This window comes from Afifella pfennigii DSM 17143, assembly GCF_000688515.1.
GTDB classification, from domain to species: Bacteria; Pseudomonadota; Alphaproteobacteria; order Rhizobiales; family Afifellaceae; genus Afifella; species Afifella pfennigii.
The window spans coordinates 32,388-50,611 of the sequence record NZ_JHZK01000013.1; the positions used below are offsets into that span (position 1 = coordinate 32,388).

Genomic DNA, 18,224 nt, shown 5'->3' on the forward strand with positions numbered 1-18,224 from the left:
AAGCTGAAACCGATGGTGGGCGCGACAGGGATTGAACCTGTGACCCCTGCCGTGTGAAGGCAGTGCTCTCCCGCTGAGCTACGCGCCCGGATCGTTTCGGCATGTGGCATGGCCCGGCCTTCCGGTCAAGCCAAACGGGCTCCGCGGAGTCCGTGATGCGCTTTCGTCTATTGCGGTTGGGCGAGGAGCGCGCTCGCCCGCGCAACGGTAAGCTCGCGATAATGGTGGAGAACGTCGTCGGGCGAAAGCTCGGCGATCGGCCGGTCGCTGTAGCCGAAGGAAACGCCGATCACCTTGACCCCGGCCGCGCGCGCCGCGCCGATATCGGCGGCGGAATCGCCGATCATGACCGCGCGCGCGATCTCACCGCCGGCCGCCGCGACGGTGGCCTCAAGATGGCCCGGATCGGGCTTTTTTCGCTCCACCGCGTCGACGCCGAGAACGGCTCTGAAGCGCGGCGCGATGCCGAGCTTTTCCAGAAGCAGCCTGGAGGCATCGGTGCGCTTGTTGGTGCACACGGCAAAGCCCCAGCCGGCCTCCTCCAGCCGGTCGAGCGCTTCAAGAACGCCCGGAAACGGTCGGCTGTTGACGCAGATATTCTGACCGTAATGCTCCAGAAACAGCTCAAACAGCCGGTCGAGCTGGCTTTCCTCCACGATGGCGCCGGCGCGCGCCGCGCCTGCGGCGATCATCCTGCGGGCGCCGCCGGAGATGAAGGGCATGATCTCCTTGGCCGGGGCTGGCGGCAGGCCCTGCTGCGCCAGGACATGGTTCAAGGTGGCCATCAGGTCCGGGGCGGTGTCGACGAGGGTTCCGTCGAGGTCGAAGACGAGGATCGCGTTCATGGAAGGCTCGCTATCCGACCCCCGGGCGGGAAGCAAGCGGGCGTGGCGGCGCGCACTCTGCCGCCTTGGAACGCCAAACGACGCATGATACGCCGAGCTTGCAAACGCGAAAACGGCGGGGGAGGGGCGGCGATGGCCGATCATCTGAAGGAGCAGGCGGCGGCTGCCGCCTTGGAGGCGGTGCAGGACGGCATGCGGCTCGGTCTCGGCACCGGCTCCACCGCCGCCTGGTTCGTGCACCTGCTCGGCGACAGGGTCCGCGCCGGGCTGAACGTCGTCGGCGTGCCGACCTCCGAGGCGACGCGCCGCCAGGCCGTGGACGAGGGCATTGAGCTGACCAGCCTCGATGAGATCGACGCGCTCGACCTCACCGTCGACGGTGCCGACGAAATCGGCCCCGGCCTTGCCCTTATCAAGGGCGGCGGGGGGGCGCTGTTGCGCGAGAAGATCGTCGCTGCCGCCTCCGCCCGCATGATCGTCATCGCCGACGCCTCCAAGCAGGTCGATGAGCTGGGGGCGTTTCATCTACCCATCGAGGTAGTGCATTTCGGCCGCAAGGCGACCGAGCGAGCGGTGTCCGAGCTGGCGGCGGGTCTCGGCCTCACCGGTCCCTTGCGGTGGCGCATGGCTGGCGGCGAGTTCTTCGCCACCGATGAGGGGCATTTGATTCTCGACGCATCTTTTGGCCGCATTCCTGATCCACAGGCGCTTGCGGACGGCTTGGCGCACATTCCGGGCGTCGTGGAGCACGGCCTCTTCCTGGGACTGGCCGACGAAGCGCTCATCGCCACGCATGAAGGCGTCAAAAGACTGTCCGGCGAGCCGTCACGGGCGTGACGGGCAGCAGCTTTTCCGTTATCGACGGCGCGTCACGCGTCGGCAGAGACCAGGAGACCTTCATGTACCGTCTGATCGCGCTTTGCCTGCTCGCCCTTGCGGCCATCGTGCCGGTCCAGCACGCGGCCGCGCAGGACAGCACGCAGAACGCCTCCAGCCAGGACGAGCCGAGCGCGGAGCACATGCAGCTCGCCCGCCAGGTCCTGGCCGCATCGGGCCTTTCGCGTTCCTTCGACGAAATCCTGCCGACGGTGGCGGACGAAGCCAAGTCGACGCTCATCCGCGCCAACCCGCAGGCGCAGCTCGGCATTATCGAAATCGTCGACAAGGTGGCGCTGCAGATGGTCGATCGCCGTTCCGAGCTGGAGACTCGGCTCTCGCGCATCTGGGCGCTGAACTACAGCCAGCAGGAGCTGCAGGACCTGCTGACCTTCTTCCGGACCGAGACCGGCAAGAAGTTCGGCGTCAATCTCGTCGACCTGCTCGGTGCGCAGATCACCGTCAGCCAGGCTTGGGCGCAGGAGCTCGGCACCGAGATGATGCAGCGCGCTACCGAGGAGCTGCAGAAGATCACCGCCAGCGAGGCGCAGAAGCTGCAGGCGGCCCCGCCGGAGACGCCGCAGCAGCAGAGCCAGTGATCGCCTGCCGCGTTATTCGGCGAATTTGGTAGGACAGCAGGCCGGCAACGCCATGAATGCACGCCGTCACGACTACGATCTCTTCGTCATCGGGGCCGGCTCAGGCGGCGTGCGAGCCGCGCGCCTTGCCGCCCAGACGGGTGCGCGCGTCGCCGTGGCGGAGGAAAGCCGCGTCGGCGGCACCTGCGTCATCCGCGGCTGCGTGCCCAAGAAGCTCCTCGTCTATGCCTCCCAGTTCGGCGAGGCCTTCCAGGACAGCATCGGCTATGGCTGGTCCTATGACGATGCTCGTTTCGACTGGCCTACTCTCATCGCCCATAAGGATCGCGAGATCGCCCGTCTGGAAGGCCTTTATCGCGCCAATCTCGAAAAGGCCGGGGTCGAGCTGATCGACGAGCGCGCGGTGCTCGCCGGCGGCCACGACATCCATCTTCAGGGCTCCGGTCGCACCGTCTCGGCCGAGCGCATTCTGATCGCCACCGGGGGCCGGCCGAACCCGCATCAGGCGCTTGAGGGCCACGAGCTCTGCATCACCTCCGACGAGGCCTTCCATCTGGAAAAGCTGCCGGAGAAGATCGTCATCGCCGGCGGCGGTTATATCGCCGTGGAATTCGCCGGCATTTTCGCCTCCATGGGGGTGGAGACGACGATCCTCTATCGCGGCAAGGAGATCCTTCAGCGTTTCGACATGGATCTTCGGCGCCTCCTGCATGCCGAATACGAGAACAAGGGCATCCACATTCGCTGCCAGGACGTCTTCGGGCGGGTGGAACGCCTCGATAACGGCTGGCTGCGCGGCACCTTTCTCGGCGGCGACTGCTACGATGCCGAACAGATCATGCTCGCCGTCGGTCGTCTTCCCAACACGGCGGGTCTCGGCCTGGAAAAGCTCGGCATCGAGACCGACAAGCGCGGCTCTATCTGCGTCGACGATTATTCGCGCACCAATGTGGAGCATGTCTGGGCGATTGGCGACGTCACCGACCGCATGCAATTGACGCCGGTCGCCATCCACGAGGCGATGTGCTTCGTCGATACGGTCTTTCACGATCGGCCGACCCGTCCCGATTACGATTTCGTCCCCACCGCCGTTTTCTCGCAGCCGGAGATCGGCACGGTCGGCATGACGGAAGACGAGGCGCGCAAGAAGGTCGATCACCTCGCCATCTACAAGACCGTCTTCCGACCGATGAAGAACACGCTCGCCGGGCGCTCCGAGCGCATGCTGATGAAGCTCGTCGTCGATGCCGATACCGACAAGGTGCTCGGCGCCCACGTGCTCGGACCGGATGCCGGCGAGACGGCGCAGCTTCTCGGCATTTCGGTGAAGATGGGCGCCACCAAGGCCGATTTCGATCGCACTATGGCGGTGCATCCGACCGCGGCCGAGGAACTTGTCACCATGTACAAGCCGACGGCCGTTATCCGCCGCGGCGAGGTGGTGGAGGCGGCCTGAGCGGCCTCAGTAGACGCGCCGCAATCGCAAGGCCGCAAAAGTCGCTAAGAGCCCGCCGAGCGCCAGGAGGCTGAAAGTCAGCCCCCAACTGACGGGCAGGGAGAAATCCTGCCCCCGCGCGAAGTCCAGAACGCCGCCGGCCGCGATCGGCGCGACAGCGCCCGCCCCGAAACCTAAAAGCGCGCGCACGGCAAGCACCTGGCCGAGCACGCCGGGCTCGGTCGTCTCCGTCAGCGCCACCGTCAGCACGGGCGAATCGGCGATGGAGGAGACCGATTGCAGCATGGCGAGCGTGGCGAGGATGACGAGCGGGGCCGTCACCAGCCAGCCGAGCGAGAAGGAGATCGCCGTGGCGATCGCCGCGACGCCGACGAGCACGGTGCGCCTTCCGAGCCGGTCCGACAGGCCGCCCATGCTGAAGGAGGCGCCGGCGCCGAGAAGATGCATGCCGGCGATGAGAAGCGCGCTCTGGCCGCTGGCAAAGCCGAGATCCTGGCCGGAAAGAGCGAAGGCGGCCGCCAGAAGCGCCGGCATCCAAGCCCAGGCTCCGAGAAGCTCCCAGGAATGGAAGACGTAGCCGGCCGTCAGAAGCCGGGTCTCGCGCGCCCGCCAAAGCGCCTCCAAGATGCCGTGCCCGGCCTGGCGCGGATGGATGGTGTTCTCGCTTTCCCGCAGGAGCGCAAGCAGGATGACGGAACCGATGCCCGGCACGATTCCGGCGAGCAGGAAGGCCGTCTGGTAGTCCGCAAGCGACAGGCAGGCGCCCGTCAAGGCCAGGGAGAAGGCGTAGCCGACGGAGGTGGAGGCGATCAGCCAGCCCATCGCCGCCCCGCGCCTTCCGCTGGCCGCGCGCTCCGAAAACAGCATGATGAGCGGCGTGTAGATGCCGCCCTGTGACAGCCCGATCAGCGCGTAAAGGACGAGCGCGCTCCCCCAGTCGCGAGCAAACAGGCCGAAGAGGAGCGAGGAGAGGGCGCTCGCCACGGCCGAGACCTGCACCATGCGCTTGGCGCCGAAATGGTCGGAAGCCCAGGCGAAGACGAAGAGCGAGACGGCGTAGGCGACCGTGAAGGCGGAAACCACGGCGCCGGCGCTCGCGGCGGAGATGCCCCATTCTTGCTGCAGCACCGGGATGGCGGCCGCCACCGTCATGAAATTGGCGAAAAGGAAGACGCGGGAGAGACAGACGAGCATCGTCCATCGTCCGACGGAGAACGTCATGGCCCTTCCTTGGCTAAAGACGCGGAACGGGCAGGGAGCGCCCAATGGTGTGCCGGGACGCTGTAGGCCGATTTCGCTGCTGCGTCGAGCCGGCCGCACAGCTGGCACATCGATGGAGGCGAAGCTGGCAGATTAGGCCGCAAGGCCCTAGATTCCCGCGCGAGATGCCGAAAGGATCTGCATGTTCACCTGTTTCGGATACGGCTCGCTGGTCAACCGTGCGACCCTGTCTGAGGCAAGCAAGGTCGCGCCGGGGCGACTGAAGGGCTGGCGCCGCGCCTGGCGCCATTCCGGCAAGACCGCCTATGGCGGGCGCTGCACGCTGACCGTGGTTGAGGACGAGGCCTGCGAGATCTGGGGCGCCATCGTGGCGATCCCGCTTGCCGAGCGGCCCGATCTCGACCGGCGCGAGGCGCAATACGACGCCGTGGCGCCGCCGGGCGAGCACGTCACCTGGTTCGAAGGCCGCCCGCAGGGCTGGCCCGATCCGCATCTTTATGTCGGCCATGCCGAATACGGCCGGCCGGGCGATGCCGACAACCCCATCATGCTCTCCTATCTCGACGTGGTGATCGCCGGCTTTCACGCCGCCTATGGCGAGGAAGGCGTGGCGCACTTCCTGGAGACGACGGCCGAATGGCACGTGCCGATCCTCAACGACCGCGCCGCGCCGCGCTATCCGCGCGCGCTCCTTCTCAGCGAGCGCGAGAGGGGGATTGTCGACGAGGCGATAAAGGCCGCCGGAGCGGTGAAGATCAGGCGGGGCTAGCCTGCGGAGCAACGACGGTGCGCGGCGCCGGATCGTGACAGCCGGCGAGCGTTTCGGCCAGCAGATGGTCGACCACCTCGCGTAGCGCCTCCGCCTCGCTCGCCCCGGCCTCGATGGCATTTTCGTAGACGGCGAGCTGCTTGTCGGCGCTGGTGCCGCCGGAGGCGATGCCGCGGATGCGCTCCACCTCCGCGGCGCAGCCGAAATGGTCGGCATCCTCGGCGACAAGATCGATGATCTCGCCGGCGAGCTCGTGGAAAGGCACCAGCTCGCCGCGGCCGAAATCGATGAGCTCGCCCTCCGATCCGTGCCGCTGTGCGATCCAGCGGTTCTCGGCGATCAGCGCCATCGGATAGTGGCGCCAACGCTGGTTGTCGCGTCTGAGGCGCCACAGCATGCGCGCCAGGCAGCGGAAGGTGGCGGCGATGGCGAGCGCGTCGTCGAGATGCGTGCACACATCGGTGACGCGCATCTCCAGGGTGGGAAAGCGCACCGAGGGGCGCAGGTCCCACCAAATCTTGGTGGCGTCCTCAATGACGCCGGCGCCGGTCAAGACCGAGACGAAGCGCTCAAACTCGCCCCAGGAGGAGAAGCGCTCCGGCGGCCCTGAGCGGGGCAGGGCGTCGAAGACGGTGAGGCGGAAGGATTTCAGCCCCGCCTTGCGCCCCTGCCAGAAGGGCGAGGAGGTGGAAAGGCACAGAAGGTGCGGCAGGAAATAGGCGAGCTGGTTGTGCAGGTCGATCCTGAGCTCCGCATCCTCCACCCCGACATGGATATGCATGCCGCAGATGACCAGTCGCCGGCCGACCACCTGCAGGCTTTCCGCGATCTCGCGATAGCGCGGCTTGTCGGTGGAGCGCTGCTCGCTCCATTGGGCGAAGGGATGCGTGGAGGCGGCCATCGGCGCCAGGCCGTACTTGCCCGCCTCTTCGGCGATGGTGCTGCGCAGGCGCACGAGCTCGCGGCGCGCTTCGGCGAGGCTGGCGCAGACCGGTGTGCCGACCTCTATTTGGCAGCGCAGGAATTCCGGCGCCACGGAATTACCGAGGATTTCCTGGCAGGAGGTAAGAAGCTGTTCCGGCGGATCGACGCAAAGGTCACGGCTATTCTTGTCGACGAGGAGATACTCCTCCTCGACGCCGATGGTAAACTTCGGCTCTTCCGCTGCCATCATGCGATTTTGCGTGCTTCGCGGCTCGCGCGCAAGCGCGCGCTTTGCCGGCAAGGTCTTCTGCATGCGGCGCTTTGTGCCCTGCCGGGTTGACGCTGGAAGCCGAAGGGTCGATAGCGTAGCGCGCAGATAAAAGGCCGGGTCGAGCCTGCCGAAGGCGGGCGCTCGCGTCCTGCTGTCGAAGAGTTGCGATATGGATAGCAAGTGGAGCCCGGCCTCCTGGCGTGGCCGACCGATCGAGCAGGTCCCGGACTACCCGGACCCTGAGGCGCTGGAGAGCGTGGAAGCGCGGCTTGCCACCTATCCGCCACTGGTGTTCGCCGGCGAGGCGCGCAAGCTGAAGAAGGCGCTCGCCGAGGCGGCGGAAGGCAGGGCCTTCCTGCTCCAGGGCGGCGATTGCGCCGAGAGCTTCGTGGAGCACGGCGCCGATACGATCCGCGACTTCTTCCGCGTCTTCCTGCAGATGGCGGTGGTTCTCACCTTCGCCGGCCGCTCGCCGGTGGTGAAGGTCGGCCGCATCGCCGGCCAGTTCGCCAAGCCTCGCTCTTCCCCGACGGAGCGCCAGGGCGATATCGAGCTGCCCACCTATCGCGGCGACATCATCAACGGCATCGAGTTCGACGAGGCCTCAAGGCTGCCCGATCCTGTGCGCCTGGAGATGGCCTATCGCCAGTCGGCAGCGACGCTCAACCTCTTGCGTGCTTTCGCGCAGGGCGGCTTCGCCAATCTGGAGCATGTGCATCAATGGATGCTGAGCTTCATCAAGGACAGCCCGCAGGCGCATCGCTACCAGGCGCTGGCCGACCAGATCAGCGAGACGCTCGGCTTCATGCGCGCCATCGGGCTGGATGCCGATTCCACGCCCTCGCTGCGCCAGACGGATTTCTTCACCAGCCACGAAGCGCTGCTTCTGGGTTATGAGCAGGCGCTGACGCGCGTCGATTCCACCTCCGGCGACTGGTACGCCACCTCCGGCCATCTTCTGTGGATCGGCGACCGCACGCGCCAGCCGGAGAACGCCCATGTCGAGTTCTGCCGGGGCATCAAGAACCCGCTCGGCCTGAAATGCGGGCCCTCGATGGACGCCGACGGGCTGCTGCGCCTCATCGACCTCCTCAACCCGGCGAACGAGCCGGGCCGGCTGACGCTGATCACCCGCTTCGGCGCCAAGGAGATCGGCAAGATGCTGCCGCCGCTCATCCGCGCCGTGGAGCGGGAAGGGCGCAAGGTCCTCTGGTCGTGCGACCCGATGCACGGCAACACCGTCAAGGCGGCGAACGGCTACAAGACGCGGCCCTTCACATCGATCCTGGAGGAGGTGGAGGACTTCTTCGCCATCCATGCGGCGGAAGGCACCCATGCCGGCGGCATGCATATCGAGATGACGGGCAAGAACGTCACCGAATGCATCGGCGGCGCGCGCGCCGTGGAGGTGGAGCATCTGTCGGACCGCTACCACACCCATTGCGACCCGCGTCTCAACGCCGACCAGGCGCTGGAACTGGCTTTCCTGGTCGCCGAGCTTTTGCGCAAGGAGCGGGTGAACCGGGAATCCAGGCAGCTCGCGGCCGGCTGAGGCGGGTGCCCCTTTCCGGCAGCTGCGCCTGCGGGGCGGTAACGTTCTCCCTCGCCGGCGGGGCGGGGCCGGTAAGGGCCTGCCACTGCACCGCCTGCCGCAAGCAATCCGGCCATTTCTGGGCGGCGAGCCAGGCCGCGAAAGCCGATCTCATCATCGCCGGCACGGAATATGTTCGCTGGTTCCGTGCTTCGCCGCAGGCCCGCCGAGGCTTCTGCGAGCTCTGCGGCTCCACGCTCTTCTTCGAGAAGCCTGGCAGCGAGCGCATCTCCTTCTCTGCCGGCGCGCTCGACGGCGAGACGGGGCTTTCCCTTGCTGCGCACATTTTCGTGGCGGAGAAGGGCGACTACTACGATATCACTGGTGATGTGCCGTGTTTCGACGGCTTCGACGCGGCGGCTAGGGAACGGGGCGAGGAATGAGCGACGGCACCAAGGCGCGCGGGGCGGTCGCGGGAAACCGCAAACGCCAGGCGGCAATCCCCGGAAGGGGCGGCCTGCGCCGCATCGCCGAAGCCTCGCTCAATTCCCTGCGCGGGCTGAAGAACGCTCTCGGCACGGAAGCGGCCGTGCAGCAGGAAGTGGCAGTGCTTGCCCTCGGCGTGCCGCTCGCCTTTTTCGTCGCCAGCGATGCCTGGACCTGGCTCGCCCTCGTGGGCAGCCTGCTCTTCGTGCTGACGGTTGAGCTTCTCAACACTGCGGTGGAGCGGCTGTGCAACCACGTGACGCCGGAACGGCACGAGGCGATCCGTGTCACCAAGGACATAGCTTCCGCCGGCGTCTTCTTCTCCCTGGTCCTGGCGGGCCTCGTCTGGAGCGTCGCCATTCTTCAGCGACTTGGCTGGATCGGTTGACAGAGCGCGCTCCCGGGCTCTCACACCCGTTGCTCTGCCGATAGGCGCGGGCTAATCCCGGCCGGCAAAGTCAACCGAGGCCCGCATGACCACCGATCTGCTGCGCATCGCGATCGCCCAGCTCAATCCGATTGTCGGCGACGTCGCCGGCAATCTGTGGAAGGCGCGCAATGCCCGCCGCGAGGCAGCCGAGAAGGGCGCCGATCTCATCGTCTTCTCCGAACTTTTCCTTGCCGGCTATCCGCCCGAGGATCTGGTGCTGCGCGGCAGCTTCCAGGAAGCCTGCCTGACGGCGCTGAACGAGCTTGTCGCCGAGACTGGCGACGGCGGGCCGGGCGTCCTCGTCGGGCTGCCCTATCGCGAGGGCGACAAGCTCTTCAACAGCGTGGCGCTGGCCGATCACGGCGAACTGATCGGCATTCGCCACAAGGTCGAGCTACCGAACTATGCCGTTTTCGACGAGAAGCGCGTCTTTCATCCAGGGCCGCTGCCGGGGCCGCTCGGCTTTCGCGGCGTGCGCCTCGGCGTGCCTATCTGCGAGGATATCTGGACGGACGAGGTGAGCGAATGCCTTGCGGAGACCGGCGCGGAGCTCCTCATCGTGCCCAACGGCTCGCCCTATGAGCGCCGCAAGATCGACATTCGCATGCAGATGGCGCTCGCCCGCGTGGTGGAGACCGGGCTGCCGCTGATTTACGCCAACCAGGTTGGAGGCCAGGACGAGCTCGTCTTCGATGGCGGCTCTTTCGGCCTGGCGGCGGATCGCATGCTGGCTTTCCAGATGCCGCAATTCACCGAGGAGGTAACGCTGACGGCCTGGCGGCGCGGCGAGGATGGCTGGGCGCTGAGCGAGGGCCCTTTCGTGACCCTGGCCGATCAGGTGAGCGCCGACTGGCAGGCCTGCGTGCTCGGCCTCAGGGATTACGTCGACAAGAACCGTTTTCCGGGCGTCGTCCTCGGCCTTTCCGGCGGTATCGATTCGGCCCTGTGCGCGGCGATCGCCGTCGACGCGCTCGGGCCCCAGCGTGTGCATTGCGTCATGCTGCCCTACCGCTACACCTCGTCGGAAAGCCTGAAGGACGCGCAGGAATGCGCCAGGGCGCTCGGCGTGCGCTACGACACCGTGCCGATCGGCGAGGCGGTGGAAGCGATGGAGCGCATGCTGGCGCCGCTTTTCGCCGGCCATCCTTCCGACGTGACGGAGGAGAACATCCAGTCGCGCGTGCGCGGCACGACGCTGATGGCGATCTCCAACAAGTTCGGCTCCATGCTGGTGACGACCGGCAACAAGTCGGAGATGTCGGTGGGCTATGCCACGCTCTACGGCGACATGAACGGCGGCTTCAATCCGATCAAGGACCTCTATAAGACCGAGGTCTACAATCTCGCCCGCTGGCGCAATGCCAACCGGCCGGACGGGCTTTTCGGGCCGGCGGGAACGGTGATCCCTGAAAACGTCATCCAGAAAGCGCCGAGCGCGGAGCTGCGCGAGGGCCAGAGGGACCAGGATACGCTGCCGCCCTACGACATTCTCGACGCCATCCTGGAAGGCCTGGTGGAGAAGGAAACGAGCGCCGCCGATCTGGTGGCGGAGGGATTTGAGGCCGACACGGTGAAACGGGTGCAAAAGCTTCTTTACGTCGCCGAATACAAACGCCGGCAGGCCGCGCCCGGCGTCAAGGTTACCTCACGGCATTTCGGCCGCGACCGGCGCTATCCGATCGTCAATGGCTGGCGCGACGCGGTGTGAGTGCTGACATGTCCGTAACCCTGCGTTTTGCGCCCTCGCCGACCGGCCGCCTGCATCCCGGCAATGCCCGCACGGCGCTGTTCAACTGGTTCTTCGCCCGCCGTCATAACGGCGGCTACATCCTGCGCTTCGACGATACCGACCAGGCCCGCTCCACGGCCGAATTCGCCACCGGCATCGAGGAAGACCTCGCCTGGCTCGGCATTCACGCCGACCGGGTGGAGCGCCAGTCCTCGCGCCTTGCCCTCTACGCGGACGCCGCCGAGAGCCTCAAAGCCGCCGGCCGCCTCTATCCCTGCTACGAGAGCGCCGAGGAGCTGGAGCGGCAGAGAAAGCGCCGCCTCGCCCGCGGCCTGCCGCCGGTCTACGACAGGCGCGCCCTGAAGCTGACGCAAGAGGAGCGCGCGGCGCTGGAAGCGCAGGGAAGGCGGCCGCATTGGCGCTTCCTTCTGCCCAACTTCTCCGCCGATCCGTTCGCGCCGGAGCGCACCGAGACAAGCTGGGACGACGTTTTTCGGGGCGCCCAGAGCGTCGACCTCGCCTCGCTCTCCGATCCCGTCCTGGTGCGCGAGGACGGCAGCTTCCTCTACACGCTGCCCTCCGTCGTCGACGACCGAGACATGGGCGTCAGCCACGTCATCCGCGGCGACGACCATGTGACGAATACCGGCGTGCAACTGGCGCTGTTCGCCGCGCTCGGCGCCGAGGCGCCCGCCTTCGGCCACCATAATCTGTTGCAGACGGAGGCGGGAGAGGGCTTTTCCAAGCGCTACGAGGCGCTGTCGCTCGCCGCGCTGCGGCGCGAGGGCGTCGAGGCGCTGGCGCTTGCCGCCTATGCGAGCCTCGTCGGCACGTCCGAGGCGGTGCGCCCCGTCACCTGCCTCGACGAGTTGGCGATGCTCTTCGATCCGAAAAAGGTCAACCGCGCCGCGGCGCGCTTTTCCGTCGGCGAGTTGAAGGCGCTGAGCGCGCGCACGCTTGCCCAGCTGTCCTACGAAGCGGTCGCCGAAAGGCTGCGCGAGGCCAAGGTCGGCGGCGGCGAGGCCTTCTGGCTCGCCGTGCGCGGCAATATCGACAAGCTCGCCGATGCTGCGCTCTGGTGGCGGGTGGCGAGCGGGCCGGTGGAGCCGGTCGTGGCGGAGGAGGACAGGGATTTCTTGGCGCGCGCCGCCGAGCTTCTGCCCGAGGAGCCCTGGGACGAGAACACCTGGGGCGAATGGACCGATACGCTGAAAGCGCAGACCGGCCGGCGCGGCAAGGCGCTGTTCATGCCACTGCGCCGCGCGCTCACCGGCTTCAGCGCCGGACCGGAGCTACGAGCACTTCTTCCTTTTGTGGGCCGCCCCAATACGATGGCCCGACTATGCGCACCTTGCCGCGACTAGCTTCGCCGTCGTCAGCCTCGCTCGCGGCCTCTTCCGTGGTCGCAGCCGCCTTGCTTGGCGGCGCGTCTGCCGGCGTGGCGGCTACCTCGCTCGCCTCGCTTTCCTTCGCTCGCTCTTCTGAAGCCGCCGGCTGCGCGGCGCTCGCCTCGTTCGCGCCTTCCGTCTTGGAACCGCGCAGATCGAGCGATGCCGTCGTCTCCAGCTTCGCCGGATCGGGCCTGGCGCGCGGCATGGCCGGCCATGCATTCGAGTCGGCTCCTGCACCGGGCATCATCTCCTGCGCGCCGGCCTCGCCATAGACCTTGAGTCCGCCGCCCATGTTCACCGGCGGCGCTTCGGCGGGCCGAGGGCTGGCGATCATGGCGTAATCTTCTTGCGAAGCCTGGCAGGTGCAGGATTTGTCGAGGCTCTCCCGATAGCGGAAGGCGCTCGGCAGCGCGCCGTAGGGCTCGCCGGCGAGAGAGATCATGTCGGCCGGATCGCCGTTCGGGTCCGGCTGGATGTAGAGCGAGGTTTCCGCCCCGGGGCAACGCGCCTGGCAGGTCGCTTCGTCCTGCGCGAAGCGGCCCGGCGTGGTGGAGAAACTGATGGGGAAATAGTAGCCGTCGCAGCGCCTGACGCAGAGCGTGCGGTATGCGCCGCGCGTCGCATAGCCATCGCGGGCAAAAAAGCGTGGCCCGTAAGGCCCCGCCTCCGGCGGACCCCAGCTGCGCGTGCGGGCGTCGGCGAAGCGGCCCCCGCAGCCCTGGCGCGCCATCAGTTCGCGCACCCGGTCGGCGCGCCTGATGTCCACCCCGCCGCCGGCATGGCGCGAGCGCAGCCGCTCCAGCTTGTCGAGATTGGCGCGCATCTCGCTCAGCCTGTCGAGCATCGGGCCGCAGGAAGGCGGGGGTTCGGCGCGAAAGAACAGGAAGCCGCCGCCAAGACAGCCGGCCCGCTCCGCGCGCCGCTCCGCCCGGTCCAGCACGGCCGCTTGTTCGCGAAAGGCTCGCTCGTAGCGCAAAGCGCGCGGATCGGGTCTGGCGGGCCGACTTTCCAGGCGAACGAGCTCCGCCTCCAGCGTCTGGCAGGAGAGCGCCAGGGCAGGCCCGGTCGCGCCGAAACCGGCCGTTAGAATGATCGCCGCTGCGAGAAGCCGGCCGCTTGCGCGCATGAAGCCCCCGTTCCGTGGTTCAGGCGAGACTAGCCATGAAAGGTTGATCAATCTTCCAAGCTGCGCCTGAACCTTAGCTGAACGCCCGTCGGGCCGCGCACGTTCCGGCCGGCCGGAGCGTCTTGTTGAGAGACGCTCCAAAATCTATCCTTCAGCAAAACACCAACGATTGGGAGGATGCTCGATGGCGAGCGCCAGCTACATTTCCTTCCCGCGCGTGGAAGGCAGAGCCTCGCGCCAGGCCCATGCCGACCTGCCCGAAGGCACCTTTGAGCGCGAGCTGGGCAAGGAAGGCTTCTTCGGCCCGGCGACGATGATGTACCACACCCACCCGCCGACCGGCTGGACGAAATGGGAGGGACCGCTGCGCCCGCGCGCCTTCGATCTGACCAACCTCGCCGATTTCGGTGCGACCGTCTGGCAGGCGCCGGTCATCTTGCACAACGCCTCGGTGAAGATGCGGCTCTGGCAGCTTGCGGGGTCGATGGACCATCTGGTGCGCAACGGCGACGGCGACGAGCTTGTCTTCGTGCATCGCGGCGCCGGCCATCTTTTTTGCGATTACGGCCATATGGAGATCGGCAAGGGCGATTATATCGTCCTGCCGCGCTCCACCATGTGGCGGCTGGAGGCGAGCGAGCCCCTTTCGCTGCTCCTCTTCGAATGCACCAACGGCACCATCAAGACGCCCGAGCGCGGCATGGTGGGGCGCCACGCACTCTATGACGAGGCGATCCTCGACACGCCGAAGATCGATGAGGCGTTTCTCCACCAACAGGGCGAGACGGAGACTAAGGTGCATATCCGGCGGCGCGGCGAGATCTCCACCGTCACCTATCCCTTCAACCCGCTCGACGCGGTTGGCTGGCATGGCGATCTCTGCCCGGTGCGGCTCAACGTCAAGGACATTCGCCCGCTCGCCTCGCACCGCTACCACCTGCCGCCCTCCGCGCACACCACCTGGGTCGGCAACCGCTTCGTCATCTGCACCTTCACGCCCCGGCCCTTCGAGACCGATCCGGCGGCGCTGAAGGTGCCGTTCTTCCACAACAACGACGATTTCGACGAGGTGATCTTCTATCACGACGGCGATTTCTTCTCGCGCGACAACATCCATCCCGGCATGGTCACCTGGCATCCCTGCGGCTTCACCCACGGCCCGCATCCCAAGGCGCTCGGGCGCATGTACGAGCAACCCAAGACGATGACGGAGGAATACGCCGTCATGCTCGACACGCGCGACGCCTTGGAGATGGGCGAGGGGGCCGAGGCCTCAGAGTTCAAGCCCTATGCGGAGAGCTGGAAGACCTCCGAGAAGGTCGTCGCGCCGCGCGCCAGGATGCCCGAAGCCGCCGAGTGAGCGATCGGCTTGTTCTTCTCGGCACCAAGGGCGGGCCGGCGGTTAGGCCGGGCTCGCCCTTGCCGACGGCGACCGCGATGGTCGTCGGCGGGCAAGTGACGCTCGTCGATTGCGGCGCCGGCGTCACGGTCTCGCTCGCCGCCGCGGGGCTCGAACTATCGGCGCTCCGCCGCGTTTTTCTGACCCATTTGCATTCCGACCACGTGCTGGAGCTCGGCCCGCTCCTGCATACGGCCTGGACCTCGGGACTTTCGCGCCCGCTCGCCGTCTTCGGTCCGGCCGGCACCGCCCACTATCTTGGTTCTTTCATGGAGATGATGCGCTTTGACATTAAGACCCGCATTGAGGACGAGGGACGCTTGCCCTTGCGCGATCTGATAATGCTGACCGAATATTCACAAGGCGAAGTGCTCACAAGCGCCCAGCTATGCGTAACGGCGCTGGCCAATCGCCATCCGCCGGTGAAGGAAAGTTATGCCCTGCGCTTCGACTGGCAGGGCCGCAAGAGCATCGTCTTCTCCGGCGACACGGCGCCCTTTCCCCCGCTTGCCGATTTCGCGCAAGGCGCCGACATCCTCTTGCACGAGGCGATGCTGCCGGCCGGCATGGAGGCGATCGTGGCCAGGGTCGGCGGCGGCGAGAGACTGCGCGCGCATCTGAGGGCAAGCCATAGCGAGGCGGCGCAGGCGGGAGAGATCGCGGCGGCCGCCGGCGTTGGCCATCTCGTTCTGCATCATCTCATCCCTGCCGACGATCCGGCCTTCGGCGAGGAGGATTGGCGTGCCGCGCTCGCCGAAACCTGGGCGGGACCATTGACCATCGGCCGCGATGGCCTCGTTATCCCTCTGGGAGAGGAAGCTGGGGGCGCCGGCGGATGAGGCTTGCAACGCTGAACGATGGGAGCCGGGACGGTATGTTGGCGGTGGTTTCGGCCGATATGAAACGCTTCACCTCGACAGGTGGCGTGGCCGGCACGCTGCAGGCGGCGCTCGACGACTGGGAGGACGTGGAGCCACGATTGCGCGAGCTCTCCGTGCGTCTCGATATCGGCCAGATCGACGGCCGCCCCTTCGACGAGACGCAATGCCTGTCACCCCTGCCGAGAGCCTTCCAATTCGCCGACGCCTCGGCCTATGTCACCCATATGGAGCTGGTGCGGCGCGGTCGCGGTGCCGATATGCCGGCGAGCTATTGGACCGATCCTCTCATCTATCAAGGCTGCTCCGACGCCTTTCTGGCGCCGCGTCAGGCGATCGCCATGCCGCAGGAAGCGCTCGACCTCGATAGCGGCTTCGGCCTCGATTTCGAGGCGGAGATCGCCGTCATCACCGACGACGTGCCGATGGGCGTGGCGCCCGACGAGGCGCTGGATCATATCAAGCTGGTGATGCTGGCGAACGACATCACCTTGCGCCATCTCGTGCCGGGCGAGGTCGCCAAGGGTTTCGGCTTCTTCCAGTCCAAGCCGCCCTCCGCCTTCTCGCCGGTGGCGGCGACCCCCGAAGCTCTCGGCGAGGCCTGGCAGGATGGCAGGCTGAGCGGACGCTTGCTGGTCAGCATCAATACGCGGCTTTTCGGCGATCTCGACAGCGGCCTCGACATGAACTTTCATTTCGGCCAGCTCATCGCGCATGCCGCGCGCACGCGCCCGCTCTCGGCCGGCAGCATCATCGGCTCCGGCACCGTCTCCAACCGCGACAAGGACGGCGGCTCCTCTCGCCCGATCGGATGGGGCGGCAAGGGCTACGCCTGCATCGCCGAGATGCGGATGATGGAGACGGTCAGCCATGGCCATCCCGACACCCGCTTTCTCACCGCCGGCGATGTGGTGCGTATCGAGCTCAAGGATGCCCGCGGGCGCTCGATCTTCGGCGCCATCGAACAGGAGGTACGACAAGCGTGAGCGCCTCCGGCCGCCCTAAGCCGCTCTTCGATTCGCCGACGACGTTGTGGCGCGGCTTCCTCATCCTCAATCTTCTCCTGGTGCCGGCGGGGGCCGTGCTCGCCTCCCTCGCCGGCGCACTCGGCGGGCCGGGGCTGACCTCCATCCTTGGTTTCATCGTCGCCCTGTTCGGCCTCGTCGCCAATTTCACCATCTGGCTGTCGGCGCGTCGCATGGAGATTGGCCAGCACTGGCTGATCCCGGTCTGGATCGGGCTCTGCCTCGCCTCCACCGTCGTGCTCGGCGCCGCCTCGCCGGTCACGTTGGCGCTCGGCCTTGCCTTCGGCGGCCTCACTCCAGCCCTTGCGTAGGATGTCACGATGTCTGCCAGCTTCGCTTCCACTTCGGATGTCGCCGAAAAGACCATTTCATTTGAGGAGATCGGTCCGGGCTGCTTCGCCTTCACCGCCGAGGGCGATCCCAATAGTGGCGTCATCGTCGGCGACGACGCGGTGATGGTCGTTGACGCACAGGCGACGCCTCGTCTCGCCGAGAAGGTGATCGAGCGCATCCGCTCGGTCACCGACAAGCCGATCCGCTACGTGACGCTCAGCCATTATCATGCGGTGCGCGTTCTCGGGGCCTCCGCCTTCGGCGATGCGGAGATCATCGCCTCCGACGTGACCCGCGATCTCATCGTGGAGCGCGGGCAACAGGATTGGGAATCGGAGTTCGGCCGCTTCCCGCGCCTCTTCAAGGGCCACGAATCCATCCCCGGCCTGACCTGGCCTTCGATCACTTTCGTCACCACGCTCTCGGTCTGGCTCGGCAAGCGTGAAGTGCGGCTGATGCGTCTCGGCCGCGCCCATACGGAGGGCGATATCGTCGCCTGGGTGCCCGACGCGCAGGTGATGTTCTCCGGCGACATCGTGGAATACCGCTCCGCCTGCTATTGCGGCGACGCCCATCTGAAGGATTGGCCGGAAACGCTGGCGAGGATCGCCGATTTCGATGCCAAGGCGCTCGTGCCGGGCCGCGGCGCGGCGCTGACCGGCGAAAGGGTCAAGGAAGGCGTTGCACTGACGCACGACTTCCTGACGACGCTGTTCCAGTCGGTGAAGACGGCGGCGGCAGGAGGCGCCTCGCTGAAGCAAGCCTACGCCGCGGCCCGCGCCGCCATGGACGGCCGCTTCGGCGACTACGCCATCTACGAGCATTGCATGCCCTTCAACGTCGCTCGAGCCTACGACGAGGCCAAGGGCATGGAGCGGCCGCAGATCTGGACCGCCGAGCGCGATCGGCAGATGTGGGCGGCCCTAGAAGGCTGA

The 18,224-nt window shown here is 66.9% G+C and carries 18 protein-coding genes and 1 tRNA gene; 14 read left to right on the plus strand and 5 right to left on the minus strand.

Translation table 11 applies throughout. The features are described from left to right. Positions 1-13: 13 nt before the first annotated feature. Positions 14-88, minus strand: a tRNA-Val gene (locus Q331_RS0110800). Positions 89-167: 79 nt separating this feature from the next. Next, positions 168-845 carry an HAD-IA family hydrolase gene (locus Q331_RS0110805; RefSeq protein ID WP_026380695.1) on the minus strand — a complete coding sequence of 226 codons (678 nt, stop codon included), beginning with the start codon at positions 843-845 and terminating at the stop codon, positions 168-170. A gap of 132 nt (positions 846-977) precedes the next feature. On the opposite strand from Q331_RS0110805, the gene rpiA reads away from it, so the two are divergent. The 3 genes from rpiA to gor all read left to right on the plus strand — a co-directional run bounded on the left by rpiA (position 978) and on the right by gor (position 3,776). Beyond that, positions 978-1,682, plus strand: coding sequence for a ribose-5-phosphate isomerase RpiA (gene rpiA / locus Q331_RS0110810; protein ID WP_026380696.1), 705 nt, complete (start codon positions 978-980; stop codon positions 1,680-1,682). 62 nt (positions 1,683-1,744) lie between these two features. Continuing rightward, positions 1,745-2,320 carry a DUF2059 domain-containing protein gene (locus Q331_RS23050; RefSeq protein ID WP_156953323.1) on the plus strand — a complete coding sequence of 192 codons (576 nt, stop codon included), beginning with the start codon at positions 1,745-1,747 and terminating at the stop codon, positions 2,318-2,320. 52 nt (positions 2,321-2,372) lie between these two features. After that, entirely contained in the window at positions 2,373-3,776 is a 1,404-nt protein-coding gene (gene gor / locus Q331_RS0110820; protein ID WP_026380697.1) for a glutathione-disulfide reductase, read from the plus strand. A 6-nt stretch (positions 3,777-3,782) separates the two neighbouring features. Here the strand turns inward: gor and Q331_RS0110825 are convergent, their stop codons facing one another. Continuing rightward, a complete protein-coding gene (locus Q331_RS0110825; RefSeq protein WP_026380698.1) occupies positions 3,783-4,997 on the minus strand; it encodes an MFS transporter in 1,215 nt (404 codons plus the stop codon). A gap of 181 nt (positions 4,998-5,178) precedes the next feature. Between Q331_RS0110825 and Q331_RS0110830 the strand changes: the two genes are divergently transcribed. Next, positions 5,179-5,766, plus strand: coding sequence for a gamma-glutamylcyclotransferase family protein (locus tag Q331_RS0110830; protein ID WP_034491850.1), 588 nt, complete (start codon positions 5,179-5,181; stop codon positions 5,764-5,766). Here the strand turns inward: Q331_RS0110830 and Q331_RS21140 are convergent. Further along, positions 5,753-6,940, minus strand: coding sequence for a carboxylate-amine ligase (locus Q331_RS21140; protein ID WP_245615605.1), 1,188 nt, complete (start codon positions 6,938-6,940; stop codon positions 5,753-5,755). The two genes, Q331_RS0110830 and Q331_RS21140, sit on opposite strands and share 14 nt — an antisense overlap. A 190-nt stretch (positions 6,941-7,130) precedes the next feature. Here Q331_RS21140 and Q331_RS0110840 point away from each other — a divergent pair, with 190 nt between their 5' ends. The 5 genes from Q331_RS0110840 to Q331_RS0110860 all read left to right on the plus strand — a co-directional run bounded on the left by Q331_RS0110840 (position 7,131) and on the right by Q331_RS0110860 (position 12,501). Continuing rightward, entirely contained in the window at positions 7,131-8,513 is a 1,383-nt protein-coding gene (locus tag Q331_RS0110840; protein WP_026380700.1) for a class II 3-deoxy-7-phosphoheptulonate synthase, read from the plus strand. A gap of 5 nt (positions 8,514-8,518) precedes the next feature. Beyond that, positions 8,519-8,935: a GFA family protein gene (locus Q331_RS0110845; RefSeq protein ID WP_034491853.1), complete on the plus strand. Its 417-nt coding sequence runs from the start codon at positions 8,519-8,521 to the stop codon at positions 8,933-8,935. Then, positions 8,932-9,366: a diacylglycerol kinase gene (locus Q331_RS0110850; RefSeq protein ID WP_084174991.1), complete on the plus strand. Its 435-nt coding sequence runs from the start codon at positions 8,932-8,934 to the stop codon at positions 9,364-9,366. Before Q331_RS0110845 ends, Q331_RS0110850 begins: the two co-directional genes overlap by 4 nt. Before the next feature lie 97 nt (positions 9,367-9,463). Then, the gene (locus Q331_RS0110855; RefSeq protein WP_211098088.1) at positions 9,464-11,116 is read left to right on the plus strand and encodes an NAD+ synthase; all 1,653 of its coding nucleotides are present in this window, start codon (positions 9,464-9,466) and stop codon (positions 11,114-11,116) included. Between the two features lie 8 nt (positions 11,117-11,124). Further along, complete coding sequence (locus Q331_RS0110860) at positions 11,125-12,501, plus strand: glutamate--tRNA ligase (RefSeq protein ID WP_026380704.1); 1,377 nt, start codon at positions 11,125-11,127, stop codon at positions 12,499-12,501. On the opposite strand, the gene Q331_RS23055 is transcribed toward Q331_RS0110860, so the two are convergent. Further along, positions 12,413-13,654 carry a DUF2865 domain-containing protein gene (locus Q331_RS23055; protein ID WP_051631043.1) on the minus strand — a complete coding sequence of 414 codons (1,242 nt, stop codon included), beginning with the start codon at positions 13,652-13,654 and terminating at the stop codon, positions 12,413-12,415. The two genes, Q331_RS0110860 and Q331_RS23055, sit on opposite strands and share 89 nt — an antisense overlap. 184 nt (positions 13,655-13,838) lie before the next feature. Here Q331_RS23055 and Q331_RS21150 point away from each other — a divergent pair, with 184 nt between their 5' ends. Genes Q331_RS21150 through Q331_RS0110890 form a run of 5 tightly spaced genes read left to right on the plus strand, consistent with a single transcriptional unit; the run spans position 13,839 to position 18,224 of the window. Further along, positions 13,839-15,014, plus strand: a complete 1,176-nt coding sequence (locus tag Q331_RS21150; RefSeq protein ID WP_051631044.1) for a homogentisate 1,2-dioxygenase — start codon at positions 13,839-13,841, stop codon at positions 15,012-15,014. Continuing rightward, positions 15,011-15,892, plus strand: coding sequence for an MBL fold metallo-hydrolase (locus Q331_RS0110875; protein ID WP_026380705.1), 882 nt, complete (start codon positions 15,011-15,013; stop codon positions 15,890-15,892). Before Q331_RS21150 ends, Q331_RS0110875 begins: the two co-directional genes overlap by 4 nt. Then, entirely contained in the window at positions 15,889-16,917 is a 1,029-nt protein-coding gene (locus tag Q331_RS0110880) for a fumarylacetoacetate hydrolase family protein (protein ID WP_026380706.1), read from the plus strand. The genes Q331_RS0110875 and Q331_RS0110880 overlap by 4 nt, the downstream gene beginning before the upstream one ends. Next, positions 16,914-17,267, plus strand: a complete 354-nt coding sequence (locus Q331_RS0110885) for a hypothetical protein (protein WP_026380707.1) — start codon at positions 16,914-16,916, stop codon at positions 17,265-17,267. Before Q331_RS0110880 ends, Q331_RS0110885 begins: the two co-directional genes overlap by 4 nt. A gap of 9 nt (positions 17,268-17,276) precedes the next feature. Continuing rightward, positions 17,277-18,224: an MBL fold metallo-hydrolase gene (locus tag Q331_RS0110890; protein WP_026380708.1), complete on the plus strand. Its 948-nt coding sequence runs from the start codon at positions 17,277-17,279 to the stop codon at positions 18,222-18,224.